The organism is Halobacillus sp. AWH4_228 (assembly GCF_056158365.1).
On record NZ_JBSWTE010000001.1, the window covers coordinates 3,444,415 to 3,463,683 of the forward strand.

At 48.9% G+C, this 19,269-nt stretch carries 17 protein-coding genes; 1 reads left to right on the forward strand and 16 read right to left on the reverse strand.

The window, feature by feature from the left end; genetic code table 11:
• Nucleotides 1-15 precede the first annotated feature (15 nt).
• The 16 genes from ACXADP_RS17855 to ACXADP_RS17930 form a co-directional block, all read right to left on the reverse strand.
• Complete coding sequence (locus ACXADP_RS17855) at nucleotides 16-2,211, reverse strand: DUF4129 domain-containing transglutaminase family protein (RefSeq protein ID WP_474972062.1); 2,196 nt, start codon at nucleotides 2,209-2,211, stop codon at nucleotides 16-18.
• Nucleotides 2,211-3,476 (reverse strand): DUF58 domain-containing protein, encoded by a 1,266-nt coding sequence (locus ACXADP_RS17860; protein WP_474972063.1) that lies wholly within the window; start codon nucleotides 3,474-3,476, stop codon nucleotides 2,211-2,213. Before ACXADP_RS17860 ends, ACXADP_RS17855 begins: the two co-directional genes overlap by 1 nt.
• Complete coding sequence (locus tag ACXADP_RS17865) at nucleotides 3,473-4,438, reverse strand: AAA family ATPase (protein ID WP_474967386.1); 966 nt, start codon at nucleotides 4,436-4,438, stop codon at nucleotides 3,473-3,475. The genes ACXADP_RS17860 and ACXADP_RS17865 overlap by 4 nt, the downstream gene beginning before the upstream one ends.
• Nucleotides 4,439-4,832: 394 nt before the next feature.
• The gene (locus ACXADP_RS17870; protein ID WP_474972064.1) at nucleotides 4,833-5,558 is read right to left on the reverse strand and encodes an SDR family NAD(P)-dependent oxidoreductase; all 726 of its coding nucleotides are present in this window, start codon (nucleotides 5,556-5,558) and stop codon (nucleotides 4,833-4,835) included.
• Nucleotides 5,555-6,799, reverse strand: a complete 1,245-nt coding sequence (locus ACXADP_RS17875) for an ANL family adenylate-forming protein (protein WP_474972065.1) — start codon at nucleotides 6,797-6,799, stop codon at nucleotides 5,555-5,557. The genes ACXADP_RS17870 and ACXADP_RS17875 overlap by 4 nt, the downstream gene beginning before the upstream one ends.
• Nucleotides 6,796-7,032: an acyl carrier protein gene (locus tag ACXADP_RS17880; RefSeq protein WP_474967383.1), complete on the reverse strand. Its 237-nt coding sequence runs from the start codon at nucleotides 7,030-7,032 to the stop codon at nucleotides 6,796-6,798. Before ACXADP_RS17880 ends, ACXADP_RS17875 begins: the two co-directional genes overlap by 4 nt.
• A 15-nt stretch (nucleotides 7,033-7,047) precedes the next feature.
• A complete protein-coding gene (pseH, locus tag ACXADP_RS17885; protein WP_474967382.1) occupies nucleotides 7,048-7,581 on the reverse strand; it encodes a UDP-4-amino-4,6-dideoxy-N-acetyl-beta-L-altrosamine N-acetyltransferase in 534 nt (177 codons plus the stop codon).
• Nucleotides 7,574-8,317 (reverse strand): cytidylyltransferase domain-containing protein, encoded by a 744-nt coding sequence (locus ACXADP_RS17890; RefSeq protein WP_474972066.1) that lies wholly within the window; start codon nucleotides 8,315-8,317, stop codon nucleotides 7,574-7,576. The genes pseH and ACXADP_RS17890 overlap by 8 nt, the downstream gene beginning before the upstream one ends.
• On the reverse strand, nucleotides 8,314-9,381 hold the full coding sequence (gene pseI, locus ACXADP_RS17895; RefSeq protein WP_474972067.1) for a pseudaminic acid synthase: 1,068 nt from the start codon (nucleotides 9,379-9,381) through the stop codon (nucleotides 8,314-8,316). Before pseI ends, ACXADP_RS17890 begins: the two co-directional genes overlap by 4 nt.
• 9 nt (nucleotides 9,382-9,390) lie before the next feature.
• Nucleotides 9,391-10,452, reverse strand: a complete 1,062-nt coding sequence (gene pseG, locus ACXADP_RS17900) for a UDP-2,4-diacetamido-2,4,6-trideoxy-beta-L-altropyranose hydrolase (RefSeq protein WP_474972068.1) — start codon at nucleotides 10,450-10,452, stop codon at nucleotides 9,391-9,393.
• Nucleotides 10,449-11,651 (reverse strand): UDP-4-amino-4,6-dideoxy-N-acetyl-beta-L-altrosamine transaminase, encoded by a 1,203-nt coding sequence (pseC, locus tag ACXADP_RS17905; RefSeq protein ID WP_474972069.1) that lies wholly within the window; start codon nucleotides 11,649-11,651, stop codon nucleotides 10,449-10,451. The genes pseG and pseC overlap by 4 nt, the downstream gene beginning before the upstream one ends.
• Before the next feature lie 13 nt (nucleotides 11,652-11,664).
• Nucleotides 11,665-12,606 (reverse strand): dTDP-glucose 4,6-dehydratase, encoded by a 942-nt coding sequence (locus tag ACXADP_RS17910; protein ID WP_474972331.1) that lies wholly within the window; start codon nucleotides 12,604-12,606, stop codon nucleotides 11,665-11,667.
• A gap of 84 nt (nucleotides 12,607-12,690) precedes the next feature.
• Entirely contained in the window at nucleotides 12,691-14,175 is a 1,485-nt protein-coding gene (locus tag ACXADP_RS17915; protein ID WP_474972070.1) for a capsular polysaccharide export protein, LipB/KpsS family, read from the reverse strand.
• Between the two features lie 14 nt (nucleotides 14,176-14,189).
• Nucleotides 14,190-15,188, reverse strand: a complete 999-nt coding sequence (locus tag ACXADP_RS17920; protein WP_474967376.1) for an SDR family NAD(P)-dependent oxidoreductase — start codon at nucleotides 15,186-15,188, stop codon at nucleotides 14,190-14,192.
• 116 nt (nucleotides 15,189-15,304) lie between these two features.
• Nucleotides 15,305-16,546, reverse strand: coding sequence for a surface carbohydrate biosynthesis protein (locus ACXADP_RS17925; protein ID WP_474972071.1), 1,242 nt, complete (start codon nucleotides 16,544-16,546; stop codon nucleotides 15,305-15,307).
• A 107-nt stretch (nucleotides 16,547-16,653) separates the two neighbouring features.
• Nucleotides 16,654-17,637 carry a ring-cleaving dioxygenase gene (locus ACXADP_RS17930; protein WP_474967374.1) on the reverse strand — a complete coding sequence of 328 codons (984 nt, stop codon included), beginning with the start codon at nucleotides 17,635-17,637 and terminating at the stop codon, nucleotides 16,654-16,656.
• 236 nt (nucleotides 17,638-17,873) lie between these two features.
• Here ACXADP_RS17930 and ACXADP_RS17935 point away from each other — a divergent pair, with 236 nt between their 5' ends.
• Complete coding sequence (locus tag ACXADP_RS17935) at nucleotides 17,874-19,268, forward strand: L-cystine transporter (protein WP_474972072.1); 1,395 nt, start codon at nucleotides 17,874-17,876, stop codon at nucleotides 19,266-19,268.
• Nucleotide 19,269: the final 1 nt, after the last annotated feature.

The window sequence follows — 19,269 nt, forward strand, 5'->3', positions numbered from 1 at the left end:
CCGTCTTCCAAGGAATCAAGACAATGTCTTTTTAATTAAATTTTCCCATAATTCCGTTACTTTCTGCCACTGGTCCTTCTCGGATTCATTTCCATAGATCACACGCTCATAATTATTCGTCAACCGCTGCATTTCATTGGATTGAAAATGCTGGTCCACTTTCAAGGCGTAATCACGGAGTGTTTGATCAGGCTTCCGTTTCAACCCTTTATGATTCAGCACTTTCAAAAGGAAGTGGTAAGCCTTCTCATACGTCTCTTCGTCTTCACTACGGAGGTAGCGGCGGATCAGAAGCGCGGCCATCCAGCGGTAGCGGGTGACATAAAGCAGAATACCAACCGCCAAAAGGACGGTACCTGTAAGGACTGCCGTAAAGGTCGTCGATCCAGAAGAAGAGGCTGCATCCGCATTTCCGGAGGCTTCATCTTCCTCCTCCACCTGCTGAGGATTCCCCATCGTTTCATCCTGCGTATCGTCTTCAGCACCTGCTGCCGGATCTTCTTCGGTCTCTTCCACATCGACATCGGTGTAAAAATCAGCATTGTTACTGAAGCCCTGTGTCGGTTCAAAAGGAACCCAGCCAACGTCAGGAAAATACACTTCCACCCAGGAGTGCGCATTTCCACTCGTGACTTCGTACACGTTCTGGACGCCGTCTCCTTCTTCATTTTCCACAGAATCGATCCGCTCACCGCCTGTAAAGCCTTTGACCCAGCGCGCCGGGATCCCTTCTGAGCGGAGAAGGACAACCATGGATGTCGAGTAGTTGTCACAGTATCCAATCTGGGATTCAAACAAAAATTGATCGACATAGTCTTCGTCATCGCCCGGAACCGGAACATCCGTCGTTGAATATTCAAAGCCGTTGGCTGAAAAGTAACGCTCCACGGCCTTTGCCTGATCATACCGGTTGTCCTCTCCCTCGACAATCTGGGAAGCCAGATTGCGGACGCGCTCCGGCAGATTCTCCGGGAGCTGCAGGTATTGATCCCTGATTTCCTCTGGATCATTATTCCCGGATTCACGAAGCTGGCTGTATTCAAAAGAAGGAAACTCATACGTCAATTCAGCTGTACTGATTTTCGCAGGAGCATCCCCCTGGTACGTATCCATCTCCCCCGTGTTATTGTGAACGCGGAGGTTGTACTCCCCATCTAAATTCCCGACGGATGTAAGACCGTAGGGATAAACCAGTTTTCTAAACGAAGCGAACCTCGTCATTTCAATCTGCGCGGTCTGCGTTTCCGTTTCCACTTCTTCAGTGAACGTGGAGAATGGAATATCATAAGGGTCCGTCGTCATGACCGGCTGCTCCAGCGTATCTGTCCAGCCTTTTCCTGTATACGTATCCTTCGATTCAATCCGCCAGTAGCGGTCCCCATCCACGGTCGCTGTGAAGATCGGCGTATCATCCTGCACAAACGATCCGCCAAGCTGGCTGTCATCCTCGCCATACCCGACCTTCTGGATTGTCCGTCCTCCTCCGGCCCCTGTCCCTCCTGCGGCACTTTCCAAGTATGGAACCGGATCCGGCCACTGTGGAGCAAACTTGGGAGACGCATAAGCGGCTGCGGAAGAAAACAAAATGACTCCAATCAATGGAAACAGCCAGACATTGGCTTTATGAAGCCCTTTGAATACAATGGATTCCTTATCCATTTCTTTCGCAAAACTCGACAGTCCGAGCGCTGCCATCCCGATCATAAAGGTCCGGATAATCGCCCAGCTGCCATCATAAACCGTGAATGTATCAACAATGGCAACGAAAAGAATCGTCAAAAGCACGAAAAAGAACATGCGGCGCGCAACTACGAACCAGTAGTAAAGAAGGTAACTCATAAGCCACAGTAAAATCAGGAACAGCAGGCTGCGGAAAAGCGGCGTCATCTGCCACCATTCCTGACTACTGATCATCTGAATATTGAAGGTGACCTGCTCGATAAGAACGGCGAACCACCCCGGGGAAAAAATCAGTTCCCCGATGTACAGTCCGTCCAGAATAAAGGCCACACCCAGTCCTTTTAACGGCATGGATAGATACCAGGGGACTTGTAAAAAGGAAACAAAAAAACAAAACGCCGCAAAAATAAAGAAAATCCGGACGTCATCCGTCTGGGAAATCATTTCAAGCGGCCGGAGCCATTCACAGAACAAAAGAAAACCGATGCCGTAGAGGATCATCCGGTAAATGGTTGAATGACGGTCCTGCATTACGTGTTCACCTCGAATTCCTTTTGTGTCATCTGCTCTTCGGATAAGAGATTGACCACCACACCACGGCTTTTCAGCTGCTTGATCAGCTGGTGGTCCTGAAAGGTCAGCCGTTCATGCGGGCGGACATAAAAAAAGACGAGCCGCTTGCTTTTCTTCGCCAATTTCGAAAGCGCCGCCTGAACATCCTGGTCCAGCTGATGGCTGACCACCATCAAGAGAACACCGCTCGGCACAGACGGGCGTTCGCGCTCAAGCTGACTGGCAAACGGCTGCCGCCCCACCGGCCTTACCCGGGCCAGATGCCCCTGGATCTGCTGCTGGCGGGCCGGGTCCTGGTGATAGGGGAAATACCGGCGGTCTTCCCCAAGCGTCATGAATGACAGCGGGGAAGACTGCTGGTGAAACTCCTTCACAAGCGACGCTGAAAATTCGACCGCTCCTTCAAAGCTCAAAATGTCCATATCCGAATGGGCGCCTGTATTTAAGATCATCAGCATTTCCACGCTTTTTTCCTGTTCGAATTCTTTTGTCATCATTTCGTTTTTCTTCGCCGTCGTTTTCCAATCCACCCAGGCAAAGCGGTCACCCGGCATGTATTCCCGGACACCCGTGACGATATTGGTATTTTTCTCATTGAGTTTAAAGGAAGGACTTGTCCCCTGCTCAAAGCTGTAGACCCGGTCCTTCATTTTTACCGGACGGACGTATGGAAACACGAGAAGTTCATTCGTATGCTTGTACACCTGTTCTTTTTTTACAAATCCGAAGAAGTCGCCCGTTTTCACACGGATCGCCTTGAAGGCATGGGCACCGCGCGGGACTTTTTGAAGTTCGTAGCGGTACGAAATCCTCCGGCTGAACCACGGAAAGACGACTTTCTTGATATTCCGCTGTTCATGATACGTTTCTGTTTGCGTCATATCCTTGTATTTCTCCAAGTGTTCATCCACCTTTTTCAAGGATGCCGGAAGATATTCTTCAATGACACAGTAATAAACAGGGAATGGGAACCGCCGCTTCAGCGTCACCTCCACTTCCACGGTTTCCCCGCCAAGGGCATAACGCCTGGACAACTGGTGCTCAACCTCCCACTTACGGATCGGATACACGAGCACACCGATCATATAAAGAAGGAACGGGAGAAACGCATAAAAAAGAAACCAGCTGACAAATCCGCCTTGAAACATCGCATACGAGAACAGGGCCGCAAACAACAGAACGACGACAGCCCCTTTGCCGGCAAGGCTGAACGTCTGCTTCATTCCCCGGTCGTCCTTTTCACCGGGATGGAAGTAGCCGTGAGGAGCTCCTCAATGATAGAGGCGGACGTCTTCCCTTCAAACCTCGCTTCAGACGTTAAAATCATCCGGTGGCCGAGCACATACGGAGCCATGAACTGCACATCGTCCGGGAGCACATAATCGCGATCATGGACGAACGCATAGGCTTTGGCCGCTTTCATCAAAGAAATTGATCCCCTCGGACTCACGCCTAAGTAGACTCCTTCATGGTCACGTGTGCCTGTGACAAGTTCTACGATATAACGGTGAACAGAACGGTCCACATAGACCTGGGCGGTTTCCTTTTGAAGCTCCACCAGTTCTTCCCTTGTTATTACAGCCGAGATTTCTTCGATCGGATGACTGTTCGACGTACGGGCAAGCATTTCCATTTCCTGCTTCGCTGTAGGGTAGCCCATCTCCATTTTCAAAAGAAAACGGTCCAGCTGCGCTTCCGGCAGCGGATAGGTTCCTTCATACTCGATAGGATTCTGGGTTGCCATGACAAAGAAGGGCTCCCCAAGCTGGACGGTACTCCCATCCACGGTAATGCTCGTCTCCTCCATCCCTTCCAACAGCGCGGACTGCGTCTTCGGAGACGTCCGGTTGATTTCATCGGCCAGGACGATGTTTCCGAGAATAGGGCCTGGACGGAACTCGAACTCCAATGTCTTCGGGTTATAAATGGAAACACCGGTCACATCTGACGGCAGCAGATCCGGTGTGAATTGAATTCTCTTAAAATCACAATCCAAGGATTTCGCAAGCGTTTTGACAAGCATCGTCTTCCCTACTCCAGGAACATCCTCAAGCAGAACATGTCCCTTTGCCAGCAGGGCCACAACGCTTAAAAGCGCTGCTTCTTCCTTTCCAATCATCACTTTTCTAATATTGTTAAGTACCTCGGTTACTTTCGGCTGATAGAGAAACGTTTGTTGAGACATTTGATGGACCCCTTCCTCCCTGACGCACTATTTTTCAGAATTATCACGCTCATTTCCACTATACTATATCCCTATCTATGGAACAAAGGAAAGAAGCTGATGGGTATATCAGGCATTAAAGGGTTCTTCACCCTTTTTAACAAAAGTTAAAAAAAGTTATATAAGTAATAAAATGAATCTAAAGACCTATGATTTTTTCCGACAATTTAGTTAACTTATCATCCTTAATATGGTATCTTTAGTTTGAGCCATCTGAAGTAGAGATATAAAAGAACATAAGAGACGAACGTTTGTATAGGTATAGGTGGCGGAGGCTCCAGCATTCAGCTGGGGCTTACTTATGGGTTTAGCAGCCCCAGCCAAAAAACCGCAGATCCCCTGGATCTGCGGTTTTTTATATCGTTCCATTATCTACATGTATACCTGTTCCCGTGATCGAAGAGGACTGGTCGGATAAAAGAAAAAGAACGGTGCGTACGACACTGGCAATCCCGGTTTCCTTCTTCATCGCATTTCGTTTGTAAATTCTCTCCTTCTGTTCCTCCGTTAAAGTCGCACTCATGGCCGTATCCATAAATCCAGGGATCACACAGTTGGAACGGATGCCCCGTGCCCCCCATTCCCGCGCCGTATTTTTCGAGAACGCTTCGATGGCCCCTTTTGTAGATGCGTACATGCTTAATCCTTTGTATCCGGTGTGGGCACTGATGGAGGAAATGTGAACGATCGATCCTTCCGTTTTGTTCAACAGCATATCCCGGATCACATATTTAGTCAGGTGCATGGGACTCAGTACGTTGATTCGGAACATCTTCTCAAGCGGATCGACACGGAGATTGGAAATAATGTCATCATAGGCAGTGGCGGAATTGTTCACAAACCCATGAATGACCCCGAGCGGTTTCAGCTGCTGCAGGTATAACAATTTGATCCCTTCCACGTTTTCTAAATCGTAGGTAAGGTGGACAAAACGCTCCCCTCCCAGCTGTTTCAGATCTTCGACTTCGGCCCCTTTCGACCGGCTGATGCCGATGACCCCATACGTTCCTTCCATTAAAATTTCTCTGGCAACAGCCTTTCCCACGCCTCTGGATTCACCGGTGACAATGACCCACTTCATTCTCTGACCTTCTTTCCTGTGCGCGTTTTCGGAATGGCTTCGACAAACGCAAGAATCCTCGGTACTTTCCACGGCTGCAGGATGCGTGAGGCGTGCTCCCGGACCGCTTTCTTCACTTGATCCTCTTCGGCGTCTGCCGCTTTTACGATATCAGCGGTAAGCAGGTTTCCTGTTACACTATTTTTCTTCCCTTTCACCAATGCATCCTCTACTCCCGGGACCGCTGTCAGCACAGCTTCGACTTCCAACGGATTCACCCTGTACCCCCCGACATTAATAAAATCAGAATTCCTGGATACAAAAACAAATTGATCTGCCCCGACCTCCTGTACAACATCTCCGGTATTCAGCCATTCGCCGCCGACTTCTGCGTTTTCCAATGTACCGACCAGCGACTGATGGATGAGCAGTTCCTGGTTTTCATTGATTTTCACTAAGTCTTTTATGGAGGAGGATATAGTAAAGGTGCGGCCGTTTCCAGCAAATACACTTCCTGCTTCTGTCGAGGCATACACATTCCTGATCCGGGCATGCGGGAAAACCTGCTTCATCCTCTCCGACAATCGTTCATCAAACCCTTCGCCGCCAAATGTGATCCGCCTGACGGACGGATAGGTCTTCGACTGAAGCCTGGGGAATATATTGCGATAGTAGGTAGCTGTGGCGGACAGATGCGTCATTTGATATGGCTCAATCAAATCAGGCAGCCGTTTCTGCTCTTCATTGAACACATAGATCATCGGATTTTTATTGCAGAAGGCTTGAAAAAAGACCTGCAGACCGGCCATGTGTGTAGGGTTATAGGCAAACCCCCACACATGGTCCTCCCAGTGACTGCCGGTTTTCACCTGCCGTGTTAACGACTCATACCGATGAGTGACTTTTTTCGGCCGGCCGGTTGTTCCTGATGTATACAAGGACAAGGTCCAGTTTTTTGGGTGAAGACGGGTCGTTACGTCCTCATGAGACGGAGGATGCTCAGGAAGACTTTCCAACAAAGCAGGCTGGAGGTCAGAGGTTTGGATCCCCATTTTTTTCAATTCTTCATCAGAAAAATCTCCGTCCAACAGCTCTACCGGATAATCGAGCCACAGACTATGGACAATCGCTGCGAAAATCTGATACGGTTCGTTCCCTTTCACAAAAATTCTGGAACACGCCATTTTCCTGCTGCCCACATCCTTAAGGAGCTCCTCGTACGTATACTGATGTCCTTTGGAAGCGAGAAAAAGATGCTTCATGGACGCTGGTGCCCTTCGATTTTCCTGATGACGTCTCCAACCGTTTCAACAAGGCCATCCTCAAAGATATCTACGTCGAATTCACTCTCCACACGGACTGTCAATTCAGCGAGCATCAAGGAGTCCATGTTCAAATCATCCCTGAGATGCTGACCGGCATCCAGTCGTTTCAACGGTGGCAGGCCATTATCTTTACGCATGTCATTAACAATCACAATCAATTGATCCTCCACGTTTCCTCCTCCTTGTCAAAAGGGTGCGGTATATTTCTTAAATAGACGGCTCTTCTTCTCCCAGTCGGATTTATGAAGCTCCATCAGGTGGACGTCATGGCTTTTCCCATGCTTGATCACGTGATTTTTACGAGTGCCGACCATACGAAATCCATGGAAGGTATTGAGCTTCACCACCTTGTCGTTCCCCTCCATCACCTCTGCTGTCAGCTTATTCAAAGAAAGATTGCTGAAAACGTGGTTATATAGATAGAGAGGAAGGATTCCACCATAAATCCGGTATTTTTCCTCACCTATGTAATAACCGAAAACGGCCCGTTTATGGACAGGGTGGATGTCACTTAGAGAAAGCACACCGACAGGCACCGCATCGATCACAGCCACCCAGTAGAGGTCCGTGTCGGATTGGGAGACCGATTCGAACCAGGCCTGATGTCTGCTTCGGTCCGCCTCTATATCTGTATACATGTACCGTGTGACGAAGGAGGAGGTTCTCCACTGTAACACCAGATCGAGATGGGATTCTTTCAATCTCTCGAATTCAATCATCCGTCTCCTCCTTTTTCTGCTGGATATGATGGTTGATTTCCGCCCATTCGGGGTGGGCGTCCAACAAGGCGAGCGCATCCTCCAAAGTAAAACGGGGATTCTTTGGGTAGAGATGTTCAAGGATCTTTGCAACCAGCTGAAAATCTTCTATGGTGTCCACCGTCCATCGGTGTCTGCTTTCATCTCTCTTATACAAGAGGTGATTGTGTTTGAACGGGCGGGTATCGCGGATCATTTTTGTTGTCACATGCTCGCGTGTGCAGCTGTCATCTGCGATCAAGTGAGAATGATAGAGAGCTTCGAATGTAAATACTTCGATATCCATCCCTCTTGGATACGTCCGGAATTTTGTATTGGATACATACGGATACTTCGGATAGTGATGGAGGAAGAGAGCGGTAACCTCATCAACAACGGCAGGGTCCATCAGCGGACAGTCCCCGGTAAGCCGGATCACGACGTCTGCCTGATAGTGGGAGGCCGTCAAATAAAAGCGTTCCAATACATCCTTTTCCGATCCTCTGAAACAGGCCGTTCCAAGCTGGCTGCACAAGTGTTCAATCGGGTCATCACCAGGTTGAACCGTCGTACTCACGACGAGCTGATCGATAGAGGATGCCCGTTGGACACGTTCAATCTGGAACTGCAGGAGAGGTTTTCCTGCTGCCATTTTCAGCACTTTCCCAGGCAGTCGTGTGGAGCCCATTCTCGCTTGGATGACCGCTACAACGTTCATACATCATTCCGCCTTCCCGTAAGCATATCCCAGCTCAACGGAGTGCCTTTGGAGATGGCAAACGGCGCCCGCTTCCCAAGGAAGACGCTTTTGTACTTCGGGAGCAGGCCGTAGCCCGGACGGACCGCTCGAATATTCTCGTCTGTAAAAGTCTCCCCTTCCTTTACATCCTTCGAAATGTAAAGAGACCTCCGGTAATTTCTCGCTCTTTCGTCTTCCAGCGTATCCCCGTACGAAATCCTCCCCATCGCCCGCCACACGTTTTTCGATTCTAGTACCAGCTGTTTCATTTCTGAGGGCTCCAGAGAAAAAGAAGCATCCACGCCTCCTTCAGACCGATTCAGCACGAAATGCTTTTCAATGACGGCCGCCCCCAGGGCCACACTTCCAACGGCCGCACCGATGCCGAGCGTGTGGTCGGAGAGGCCGACAGGGCAGGAAAATGTCTGCGCCATATGCGGAATCGTGCTGATGTTCGAGTGACCGGGAGGTGCCGGATAAGTACTTGTGCACTTCAGCAGGACAAACTGGCTGCCTCCACTGCCCCTCACCGTTTTCACTATATCCTCCACCTCACTTAAGGACGCCATTCCGGTCGAGATGATGACCGGTTTCCCTGTTTTCACGACTTTTTCAATTAAAGAGAGATCTGTATTTTCAAAGGAGGATATCTTATATAACGGAACGTGACACGCTTCCAGGAAATCGACTGCCGATTCATCAAAAGGAGTGCTGAAACCAATAATCCCCGCTTTCCGGCATCTGCTGAACACCTTCTCATGCCATTCCCACGGGGTTTTCGCTTCCTCATACAAGTCATAAAGCTTTTTTCCATCCCATTGGCTTTGTTTGTCCTTAATCGTAAAATCCGGCCGGCTGCTGGAGAGCGTCATCGTCTCCGGTTTATACGTTTGTATTTTCAAAGCATCCACCCCGCATGCGGCGGCATGGTCGACCATGGTAAGGGCTTTTGCCAGCGATTGATTATGATTGCCTGACATCTCCGCAATGATGAACGGTGGATGGCCGCTCCCGATGCGACGGCCTTGAATGCTGAATTCCATGGGGGAACCTTATCCCTTCTTCCTCCCCGGTATGTCAGGAGAGTTATTCCAGTTCATTAAACAAGCCGCCACACGTCCTGGGCGGTACCCATCCATGATTTGAGAAAATCGACCGGCCATTTCCCGGGCGGCGGCTGGGTTGCAGACAAGCTTTTCAACAGCCCTTTTCAACCGGTCCACCGGCACATCCACAGCCTTTCCCACATAGAAAACGGCTTTTCTCTCTTTCAGAGCAGCGATGGTGGCGGCCTGATTGGCAGCTGTTTGAATGACAATCACTGGAAGATTCATATAGCAGCACTCCCAGATGGATGAGCCGCCAGCTCCTATGACGAGGTCAGCCTCTTCCATCAGCCGTGCCATTTGACTGGTCTGTACGTGCAGGGTCATGTGTGGAAACCGGGACACGTACCTCCGAATGACCTCCACCTTCTCGTTCGCTCCACCGACAACGATAGTCACAGTCAGATCTGTCATATGATGGACAGCTTCAATCGCTTTCAACGTCTGACCGGAAGGATCGCTGCCTCCGAAGCTGATTAGAAGATGATGGATGTTTCCACTCTGCTCCTTACCTGCCTGGAGAAATTCCTTTCTTAAAAGAAGATAGTCCGGTCCGAGAAGACGGACAGCTGACGAAGGGATCAAATGGGTATACCGTTCATGAAGATTGCTGCAGATATTTTGGTCCAGCAGCACATCACAGGCATGCCGCCGGTCAGCCAGATCATCAATGACCATCAGTCCTTTCACCAACGGCCGCACCTCTTCCTCCCATCCGGCGTCCAATTGATAATGGTCCACAATCAGCCAGTCGATGGGTCCCCATGATTGAAGCAGCTCTTTCGTCTGGTCCGCATCCTTTTTATAAGAAAATTCCCCGCTGTCCTCAAGCCTATACACAGAAAAAGACTGGTTCACAGCCACCTGCACAAGACTTTCCGGACAGCTTCGGCATATAAAAAATACATGGGCTCCAAGGTCACGAAGATCTTGGGCCAAAGTCAGACAGCGCATCATATGCCCGGTCCCCCACTGGACCGATGCGTCGACACGGATGGCTGCTCTCATGAGCCGGCCCCATCCCGGTAATAATTCAAAACCTTCCGGACTGCTTCGATCACATCATCCAGGTCCTGTTGGTCCATGGCAGGAAAAAGCGGGAGGGTGAGGAATTGCTGATACAGCTTTTCTGCGGTTGGGCAGCTGACCTGATCAAAGCCGTTTTCCTGATAGTACGGCTGTTCATATACAGGCATGTAATGGACGTTCACCCCGATGTTCTCCGCTGTCAATGCCTCAAAAATCTCTTTCCGAATGCCGATCATCTCCTCATCAAGCTTAAGAATATACAAATGCCAGCTCGAACGCCGGTCCTGTTCCTGGTAAGGGATCGTTACACCCTTCACGGTCCTGAAGGCGTTGTTGTAATAATCCGCATAAGCTTCCCTCATGGATGTGAACGTATCCAGCCGGTCCAGCTGGCTTTCCCCAAGAGCGGCCTGCAGATCGGTCATCCGATAGTTGAATCCGAGAAACTGCATCTCATATTCCCACGGATCGCGTGTTTGTATAAAATCAGGTGCATGCTTCGTAATGCCATGGGTACGGAATTGAAGAAGCGTTTTGTACCAGCTTTCCTCATTCGTCGTAATGATGCCGCCTTCTCCGGTGGTCACTGGTTTCACGGGATGAAAGCTGAACATCGTCATATCACTGAGAGCACCGACTTTCTGTGTGTGATAGGAAGCCCCGAGAGCATGAGCGGCGTCTTCGATGATGAGCAGATTGTATTTGTCCGCCACTTTTCTGATAGCCTCATAATCAGCCGGCTGTCCGGTGAAATCTACAGGAATGACCGCTTTCGTCCGCTCGGTAACAGCGGCTTCGATACTTTCCGGTGTAATCAAATACGTGCGGGGGTCTACATCTGCAAAAACCGGCGTGCCTCCGCAGTACAAGACACAGTTGGCACTGGCGGCAAAGGTGAGAGGGGAGGTGATGACTTCGTCCCCCTTCCCGATGCCGGCAGTAAAACAGGCGGCATGCAGCGCTGCCGTTCCACTTGAAAAGGAAACAGCATACGCCGCCCCTGTATAAGCAGCTGTTTTTCTCTCAAAACTGGCTACGGCAGGTCCTGTCGTTAAATAGGGACTGTTCAAAACCCGTTCAACGGCTGCTTTATCTTCCTTGGAAATCCACTGTCTTCCATAAGGGAGAAACGAATCACGTACAGGCTTTCCTCCAAATACAGCAAGCTTGCCTCCCACCTGCCCAGCTCCTTTACATACGGTTGGATTTGATCCATTCCTCTGTCCGCCGGATCCCTTCCTCTAAATCTACTTCAGGTTCCCAGCCGAGGATCTTTTTGGCTTTGGAATAATCGCACAACAGTTTGGAAATCTCACTTTGCGGGTGAATGTGCTCGATATGAGTAATGGACGTCCGGCCGTCCGCAATCAGCTCAGCCAGCTGATTGATCGACACATCGCGGCCCAGACCCGCATTCAAAATTTCCCCAAACGCCTCTTCATGGAGACCCGCCTCCACAACGAACCGCGCACAGTCCTCTGCATATAAAAGATCACGGGTCTGCTCCCCGTTTCCATAAATCTGGATCGGATCTTTATTCAGCTTTTTCTTTATGAAAATAGGAACCACACCACCCTCTCCTCCTGTCTTTTGAAAAGGACCATACGTGTTGAAAGGGCGTACGATCGTGACAGGCATCTGATAGGCATGAAAGTAGGACAGCACCATATTTTCTGCTGCAATTTTTGAACCGGCATAGGGAGAAGCTGGTTTGACAGGGTCCTTTTCGGTAATCCCCTGGGGATTGGATGCTTGATCATAAACCATACACGTGCTCATGAACACAAGTCTTACCTTGTTCTTTCTGCAGCTTTCCAGCAAATGAAAGGCCGCAACCGTATCGTTATAGAATGTGGTCTGCGGATCATCAATGCTGTCCTGGACATTGATACTTGCCGCTAGATGGTAGCAGATATCCACAGAATCGTTGACGACCTGTTCGATGACATCTTCTTTGCGTATATCATCATGATAAAAAGCTTTAAAACGTTTATGCGAAAGAAACTCCTCGATGTTTCCGACGTCCCCATTCGACAAATTATCAACGACGCAGACGTTATGCTGGTTTTCCAGTAATTTCTTCACGACCCATCGACCGATAAACCCTGCTCCACCTGTAACAAGTACGTTCAGAAAGCTCCCTCCTCTTTTAAAAACGGCATTCCTATATACATATATTGCTAGGTGCCGTTATGTATGTAAAAAAATCACAGGGCATCACTTCTTCAGAAGCCCTGTGATAAAGGATGAAAGCCGCCCCTCTGCCCCGTTCCCAAGCGGATAAGTACGTTGTGTGAATGACTGCATCAAGGACTGATCGTGTGCAGATACCCTGCCATCTTTAAGGAAAGTATTGACCAAGCCCGCAAGCCGGACAGGGTCATCCTGTTTCAAACGTCCCAATGAATCAAAATATCCGCTGTATCCATAAAAATTATTATTCAGGATAAATACAGGCTTACCGGCCATCAAGCCTTCAATCCCGGCGGTTGAATGGTAACTGACCACCGCATCAGACAGCTGGATCAAGTCACTTAACGGCTGGTTCCTGGAATGGAAGGTGGACGGGAATTTTTTTGTTAAGTAATGGGGCGTGTGGTCAGGGAAATCTTTGATGATGAGATTCACCGGATTTGAAAGGGGGAGGGATTTCAAAAATGACTCCCATTTTTTCATTTGATAGTTGCTCCGTACAACAATGAGAAGGTTTTTCTTATGAATGGGAAGCCCTATATTCTGTTTGATTCCTGCTTTGTCGATCTGAGCCGCCTTGTACACTTCATCAAAACGCGGGTGTCCCATCACAACGATCTTCTTCTCCGGAACCCCCCGGGATAGGAACCATTGCTTCTCATAATGTCCAAAGACAAGCTTATAATCAGTGACGCACGGAAGATAGCCGAATGCATCGGAAATGATGCCGTGCTGCAGGGCGGCTACAGGTATCTGATAAACAGCTCCTAAAATGGAAAAGATCCGCGACTCCATATATTGCGAATACGGGACGATGACACACCCTACCCCTTCCCGCTGCAGTAATGCCCCGATCTGTTCCACTCGATGAACGACCTGGTCAATCTGATTCATCAATGCTTTTTCAAAGTAAGGAACGGCATACACCGGGTGGCCGGCCGCTTTCTTACGGGCAAGGATCACTTTCGCTTCTTTTTGAAGACGCAGCACTTCTTTATGGACATTCACCTTATATTCGTCAAAGTAACGAGGAGGAAGGACGCTCGCTGCTCTTTTTTTCATACCGGACGGCCTCTTCACTAACACTGTTTCACCCAGCGACCTAACCTTCGGCTTTTTCTCCCCTTTCTTCCGGCCGTTTTCCCGATCGACGATGTACAGCGTTTCAAAGGTCCGGTTCAGTCTCAATAAAGTGGCAGTTGGAAGCCTGAGAAGCCCATACCCGTCATACAACACGAGCTTCTTTTTCACTGCCTGATTCCTTTTCTTTTGAAACCTCGATTTGTACCCGTCAAAACGCCGCTGAACGACTCGTACATCCGTGACATGGTTACGAACAAAAGAAACCCACCCCTTCTGCTGGTAGATTTCCATCAGTCCTTTATTGCTCTGGATCAGCCCTCTGTAGTAACAAAGGTAGGAGATGCTGTGCCCTTTATAATGGAGGGATTGAAAATCATCCAGAAAGTCCAGGTACACGGACCAGTATTTTTGTTCAATGATATCCATGGCCGCTTTCCTTCCTAAATTAAATTCTGCTTCTGCACAATCCGGCGCAGCTCTTCTTTGGAGACCGGTTTCTGATCGCTTGAGCTGTACGTTCCCACTTGAGTTCTGACAGCATCCGGATAGGAGGTCCGTTTATCCCCCGGGATGACGTACATATCTTCAAATTCCCAGGCTGTCGTCGATTCTTCAAAGGTCATCAGTTCTTCGTACATTTTTTCTCCCACTCTTAACCCTATCTCCTGAACTGTGATTTCATGTGTGTCCAAGCCATAGGCAAGACATACTTCCTCCCGGACCACTTCAATGAGGTCCTGCAGGGAAATGACCGGCATTTTCAAGACGAAAATTTCTCCCCCCTGTGCTCTCGTCAGTGAGCGGATCGTTAAGGAAGCGGCTTCGTCAATCGTCATCATGAACCGCGACATCCGATCATCCGTCACGGTAATCCGCTTCTTCTCTACCATCTGCTTAACAAACAGAGGAATGACAGACCCTCTGGACCCCATGACATTTCCGAAACGCACACTGGCAAAAATTGTACCTTCTTCTGATTTGTGCTGTTCGGAGGATAAAAGAAGTCGTTCAGCAATCAGCTTGGAGGCTCCATACGTATTCGTCGGAGAAATCGCTTTATCTGTACTCGTGAACACAACCTTTTTGACACCGCGGGCCTTTGCTGCCCGCACCACGTGCCGTGTTCCTGCTATGTTGGTAAGCACCGCTTCATACGGGTTGTTTTCACAAAAAGGAACATGCTTCATAGCGGCCAGGTGAAACACGTAATCTACGTTTTCCATTGCATCATAGACTGTTTCGTAATGACGGATGTCTCCTAGAATAAAATGCACCCGCGGATCGGACTTCAGTTCTTTTTCCAATTGATACTGCTTATATTCATCACGGCTCAACACCTTGATATACTTGGGGGATTCATTCAAAAGGGCAGCCACAATCCGCTTTCCAATTGTGCCCGTCCCACCAATTACCAGAATGCCCTTATTTTTATAAAACACTCTCTTTCTCCTTCCCTCATATCTTTCTACCTGATCATGCTTATGTATATGCTATTTTTATAGAAAGGTGAAAATAATAGATAGAAACCCAGCCAGGAGCCGGCTCCGGTCCCTGGTTACAGGCTTTCAAGCAGATATAACCGATCCGATAAAGGGTGGATACGATAAGGAAGGTTTTTATTGGAAATCTTATTCAGAAGGGAATAAAAGTGTACGATTTCTTCTGTCGATAAAGATGGAAAGAACCGTTTCATTTTTTCCCGCCGGTCTTTTACGAAACGCAGCCTTTTTAAAGAGGGGACAGGGGCATGGGGGACCTGTTGGTTGTTCAACACGTTCAGAATGGCCGTGCAGGCGGACGGGATGGCCGGATGACTGTAATAATGAAAGAACTGATCAGGAAGTTCAGGCTTTTCAGCATGCTGCAGGATTTGAACGACTTCGTTCTCGGTGAACGCTTGGATACTCAGCCTGTCGGGAAAGTCCATCATGCCGGAGGAGTGAATCACAGGCTGGTAGGCGATGACCGGTTTTCTCAGCACAACCCCTTCAATTCCGGTTGTACAGCCGTTATGAATGACAGCATCCGCCCCGAGAATCCAATGAATCACACTACGCTCCCTATGGATGTGGATGTTACGGAACCCTTTAAACGCCTCCTTATAAACGTCGAGGCTTTCCCCGGGATGCGGACGGAATATGATGTTTTTTCCCGGATAGACCCGGCTCAGCGTCTGAGCGAGCTGGATAAAAGCATGGCAGAGCCTTTTTATTTTCTCCATTTCCGGCAGATGGACGTTATCTCTCACCCCGCCGATCGGATTATAAAACGTAAACCGGGTATTCATGAGGATATAAGAGCCGAAATCTGCCTGTATGACTTCTACATCCGAGGCGTACAGCTCTTTATAGATGTCATCCAGCAGGTCGAATCTGGGATTTCCGGTAATGGTACAGTTCTTTTCCATATGAGGATAAGCTTTTGTCAGGATGTTTTTTTGATGCTCCCCCCAGCAGCACACGTGGGAGAGTCCGCGAATATGCTCCTTCCTCATCCGCCGGCTGATGTATTTCGGAGCGTCGGGAATGAAAAAACCCTCTTCATCCAGTTCTACAATCTTATGATGACATCTCCCTATGTTTTCCACTACTCTTCTGCCGTACCCTTTCGAATAACCCTTGGCCAGGAAAATACCAAGCGGCAGCTTCTCTGCTGCCTGTTCCACCATCCGATGCTCTCCAATCACGACATGATACCCCTGACTTATGGCATGAAACGCAAGCAGTAACTTCGCATCCAGCTCTCTCACTTTCGTTTCAATCGGAAGATACAGCCACTTACGACTTCCGCTTTTCATTTCGTTGACCTCCTGCAAGACCTGCGAATAAAACATACGTATGTGACCCGTTCGATTCCTATGCTGAAAAAAAAGACCCCGGAAAGCGTCTCTCCAGGGTCCGTGATTTATTCATATTCTTTTTCAATCGTTTTCGTACTTCTGACGGTATCAATCGGGCGCACGTAATTTTCGATCTCCTCACGCTTCGGCACCAGCTTCGGCGGGAGGGAGAGCATTTCACCGAGGGTTTCATACGGCTCATCCCCCATAAATCCAGGTCCGTCGGTCGCAAACTCAAACAAAATCTGAGGCGCTACTTTCGCATAGAGAGAACCGAAATAATGGCGGTCGACAAAACCGGACGTGCGGAAACCGAATTTCGGAAGGTGATCAATCCATTCCTGGAGGGCCCCACGGTCATGGACGCGGAAAGCAGCGTGGTGTACCGTACCATACCCCTGACGCGCATCTGGAAGGACAGCGTTGTATTCAACAATGACCGCAGCTCCGTTTCCACCTTCTCCGACTTCGAACCTCGTAAAGGCTCCTTCTTCAGCGGTTTGACGGAAATTCATCACTTTCTGCAGCATGTCCTTGAAGTAATCCGCCTTATCTACGCGGACATACAACGGCCCTAATCCAGTGATGGCATATTCGTTCGGTACAGGCCCGGCCTGCCAAGGAATTCCGGCAGACACACCATTGTCTTTTTCATCAGAAATCAATTCATACGACTGGTCGTCAAAGTCGACAAACGGAAGAACCTTGTTCCCAAAACGTTCCTTAATGCCCTTGTGCTTCACATCCAGCCGGTCAAAGCGTTTAACCCAGTAGTCCAGAGCCTCATCATTCGGTACCCGGAACGACGTTGTGGAAATTTCATTCGTCCCGTGGGACCCTTTCGGAATGCCTGGGAAATCGAAAAACGTCATATCCGTACCGGGATTCCCCCGATCGTCTGCAAAGAACAAGTGGTACGTTTCAATATCATCCTGGTTGACGGTCTTTTTCACGAGGCGCATCCCAAGTACATAAGTGAAGAATTCGTAGTTTTTTTCCGCACTGCTCGTAATCGCGGTGACATGGTGAATCCCTTTCAGTTCGTTCATGTCCATTCCTCCATTTATTTGTTCATCCTTTTGATATTATCTCAGTTTCAAGATAAATATACCTTGCAGATGAACAAATGTCAAATCCACTGTTCTCAACCAATCTCAACCTCTCATAAGTTAGATGTAGAAAGTTACGGAAAAAGCATTGACTTTTAGTGAAAAATTGGATATTTTATAAACCTTAGTAATTTTATCAGTTTTATAGGATAAACAATTAAAGGAGGTCTTTTTTTATGGAAACATTTCTTGTTCTTTTGAACATTGTACTTATTTCAGCTCTTATATTCGTATTGATCCGCATGCAGCAGAAACACGTCTCTTTCAGTAAGCGTGTGTTCACCGGTCTTGGTCTCGGCGTGCTGCTTGGGGTTTATCTGCAGACCGTATTCGGCGCAGACTCTGCCATAACCGCCCAGACGACAGACTGGTATAACATCGCCGGACGCGGCTATGTGCGTCTCCTGATGATGATAGTCATCCCATTGATTATGGTTTCGATCATCCAGTCCATTATCAATTTGGAGAAAACATCGGAGCTCGGACGCATTTCTCTCTGGATTATCGGAATATTAGTCGGAACAACAGCCATCGCCGCACTTGTCGGGATCGGCAGCTCCTTTGTCTTCGATTTGAACGCCAGTGAAATTGAGGCCGGCCAGGCCGAGTCCGACCGGGGAATATACTTGGAAGAAACGCTCACAGAGGTCCAGGACTTGTCCACACCGGAAAAAATTCTCGAATTCATCCCGGCCAACCCTTTCCTTGATATGACCGGTGACCGTGCCACGTCCACCATCGCCGTCGTCATTTTCTCTGCGATTGTTGGTATCGCTGTTCTCGGCGTACGCCGCAAGCAGCCCGAACATGCCAAAACATTCATTAACATCATCAACGCTTTTTATGCGGTCGTCATGCGGATTGTTACCCTCGTTCTACGCCTGACACCCATTGGTATTCTTGGTTTAATGGCGACAACGGTCGCCCAGACCAATATCGCCGGTATTTTAGAGCTTGGTAAATTCGTCCTTGCCTCCTATGCCGCCCTTGCTGTCATGTTTATCATTCATCTTGTTCTGATTGGAGCGTTTGGATTGAACCCGTTCACGTACTTGAAAAAAGTGCTGCCGGTCCTCACCTTTGCTTTCACGTCCAGATCCAGTGCCGGAACGATTCCATTAAATATATCAGCCCAGAAAAACAGTCTTGGTGTTGATGAAGGAGTCGCCAACATGTCGGCATCCTTTGGAGCGACGATCGGGCAGAACGGCTGTGCCGGCATCTATCCTGCGATGCTTGCTGTTATGATTGCTCCTTCTGTCGGAATTGATCCGCTCAGTCCTGGATTCCTCGTGCAGCTTGTGCTGATTGTCGCCATCAGCTCCTTTGGTGTTGCAGGTGTCGGAGGCGGAGCGACCTTTGCTGCTTTGATTGTTCTTTCTTCCATGAACCTGCCTGTCGCACTTGCGGGACTGCTCATTTCTGTAGAGCCGCTGATCGACATGGGCCGGACAGCACTCAATGTCAACGGCGCTATGACATCAGGGACATTGACTTCACGTGTCTTGAAAAAGTTGAACGTCAAACGCTTCAACGATAAGGAAGCCGTTGAAAAAGATATTGCTGTTTAAA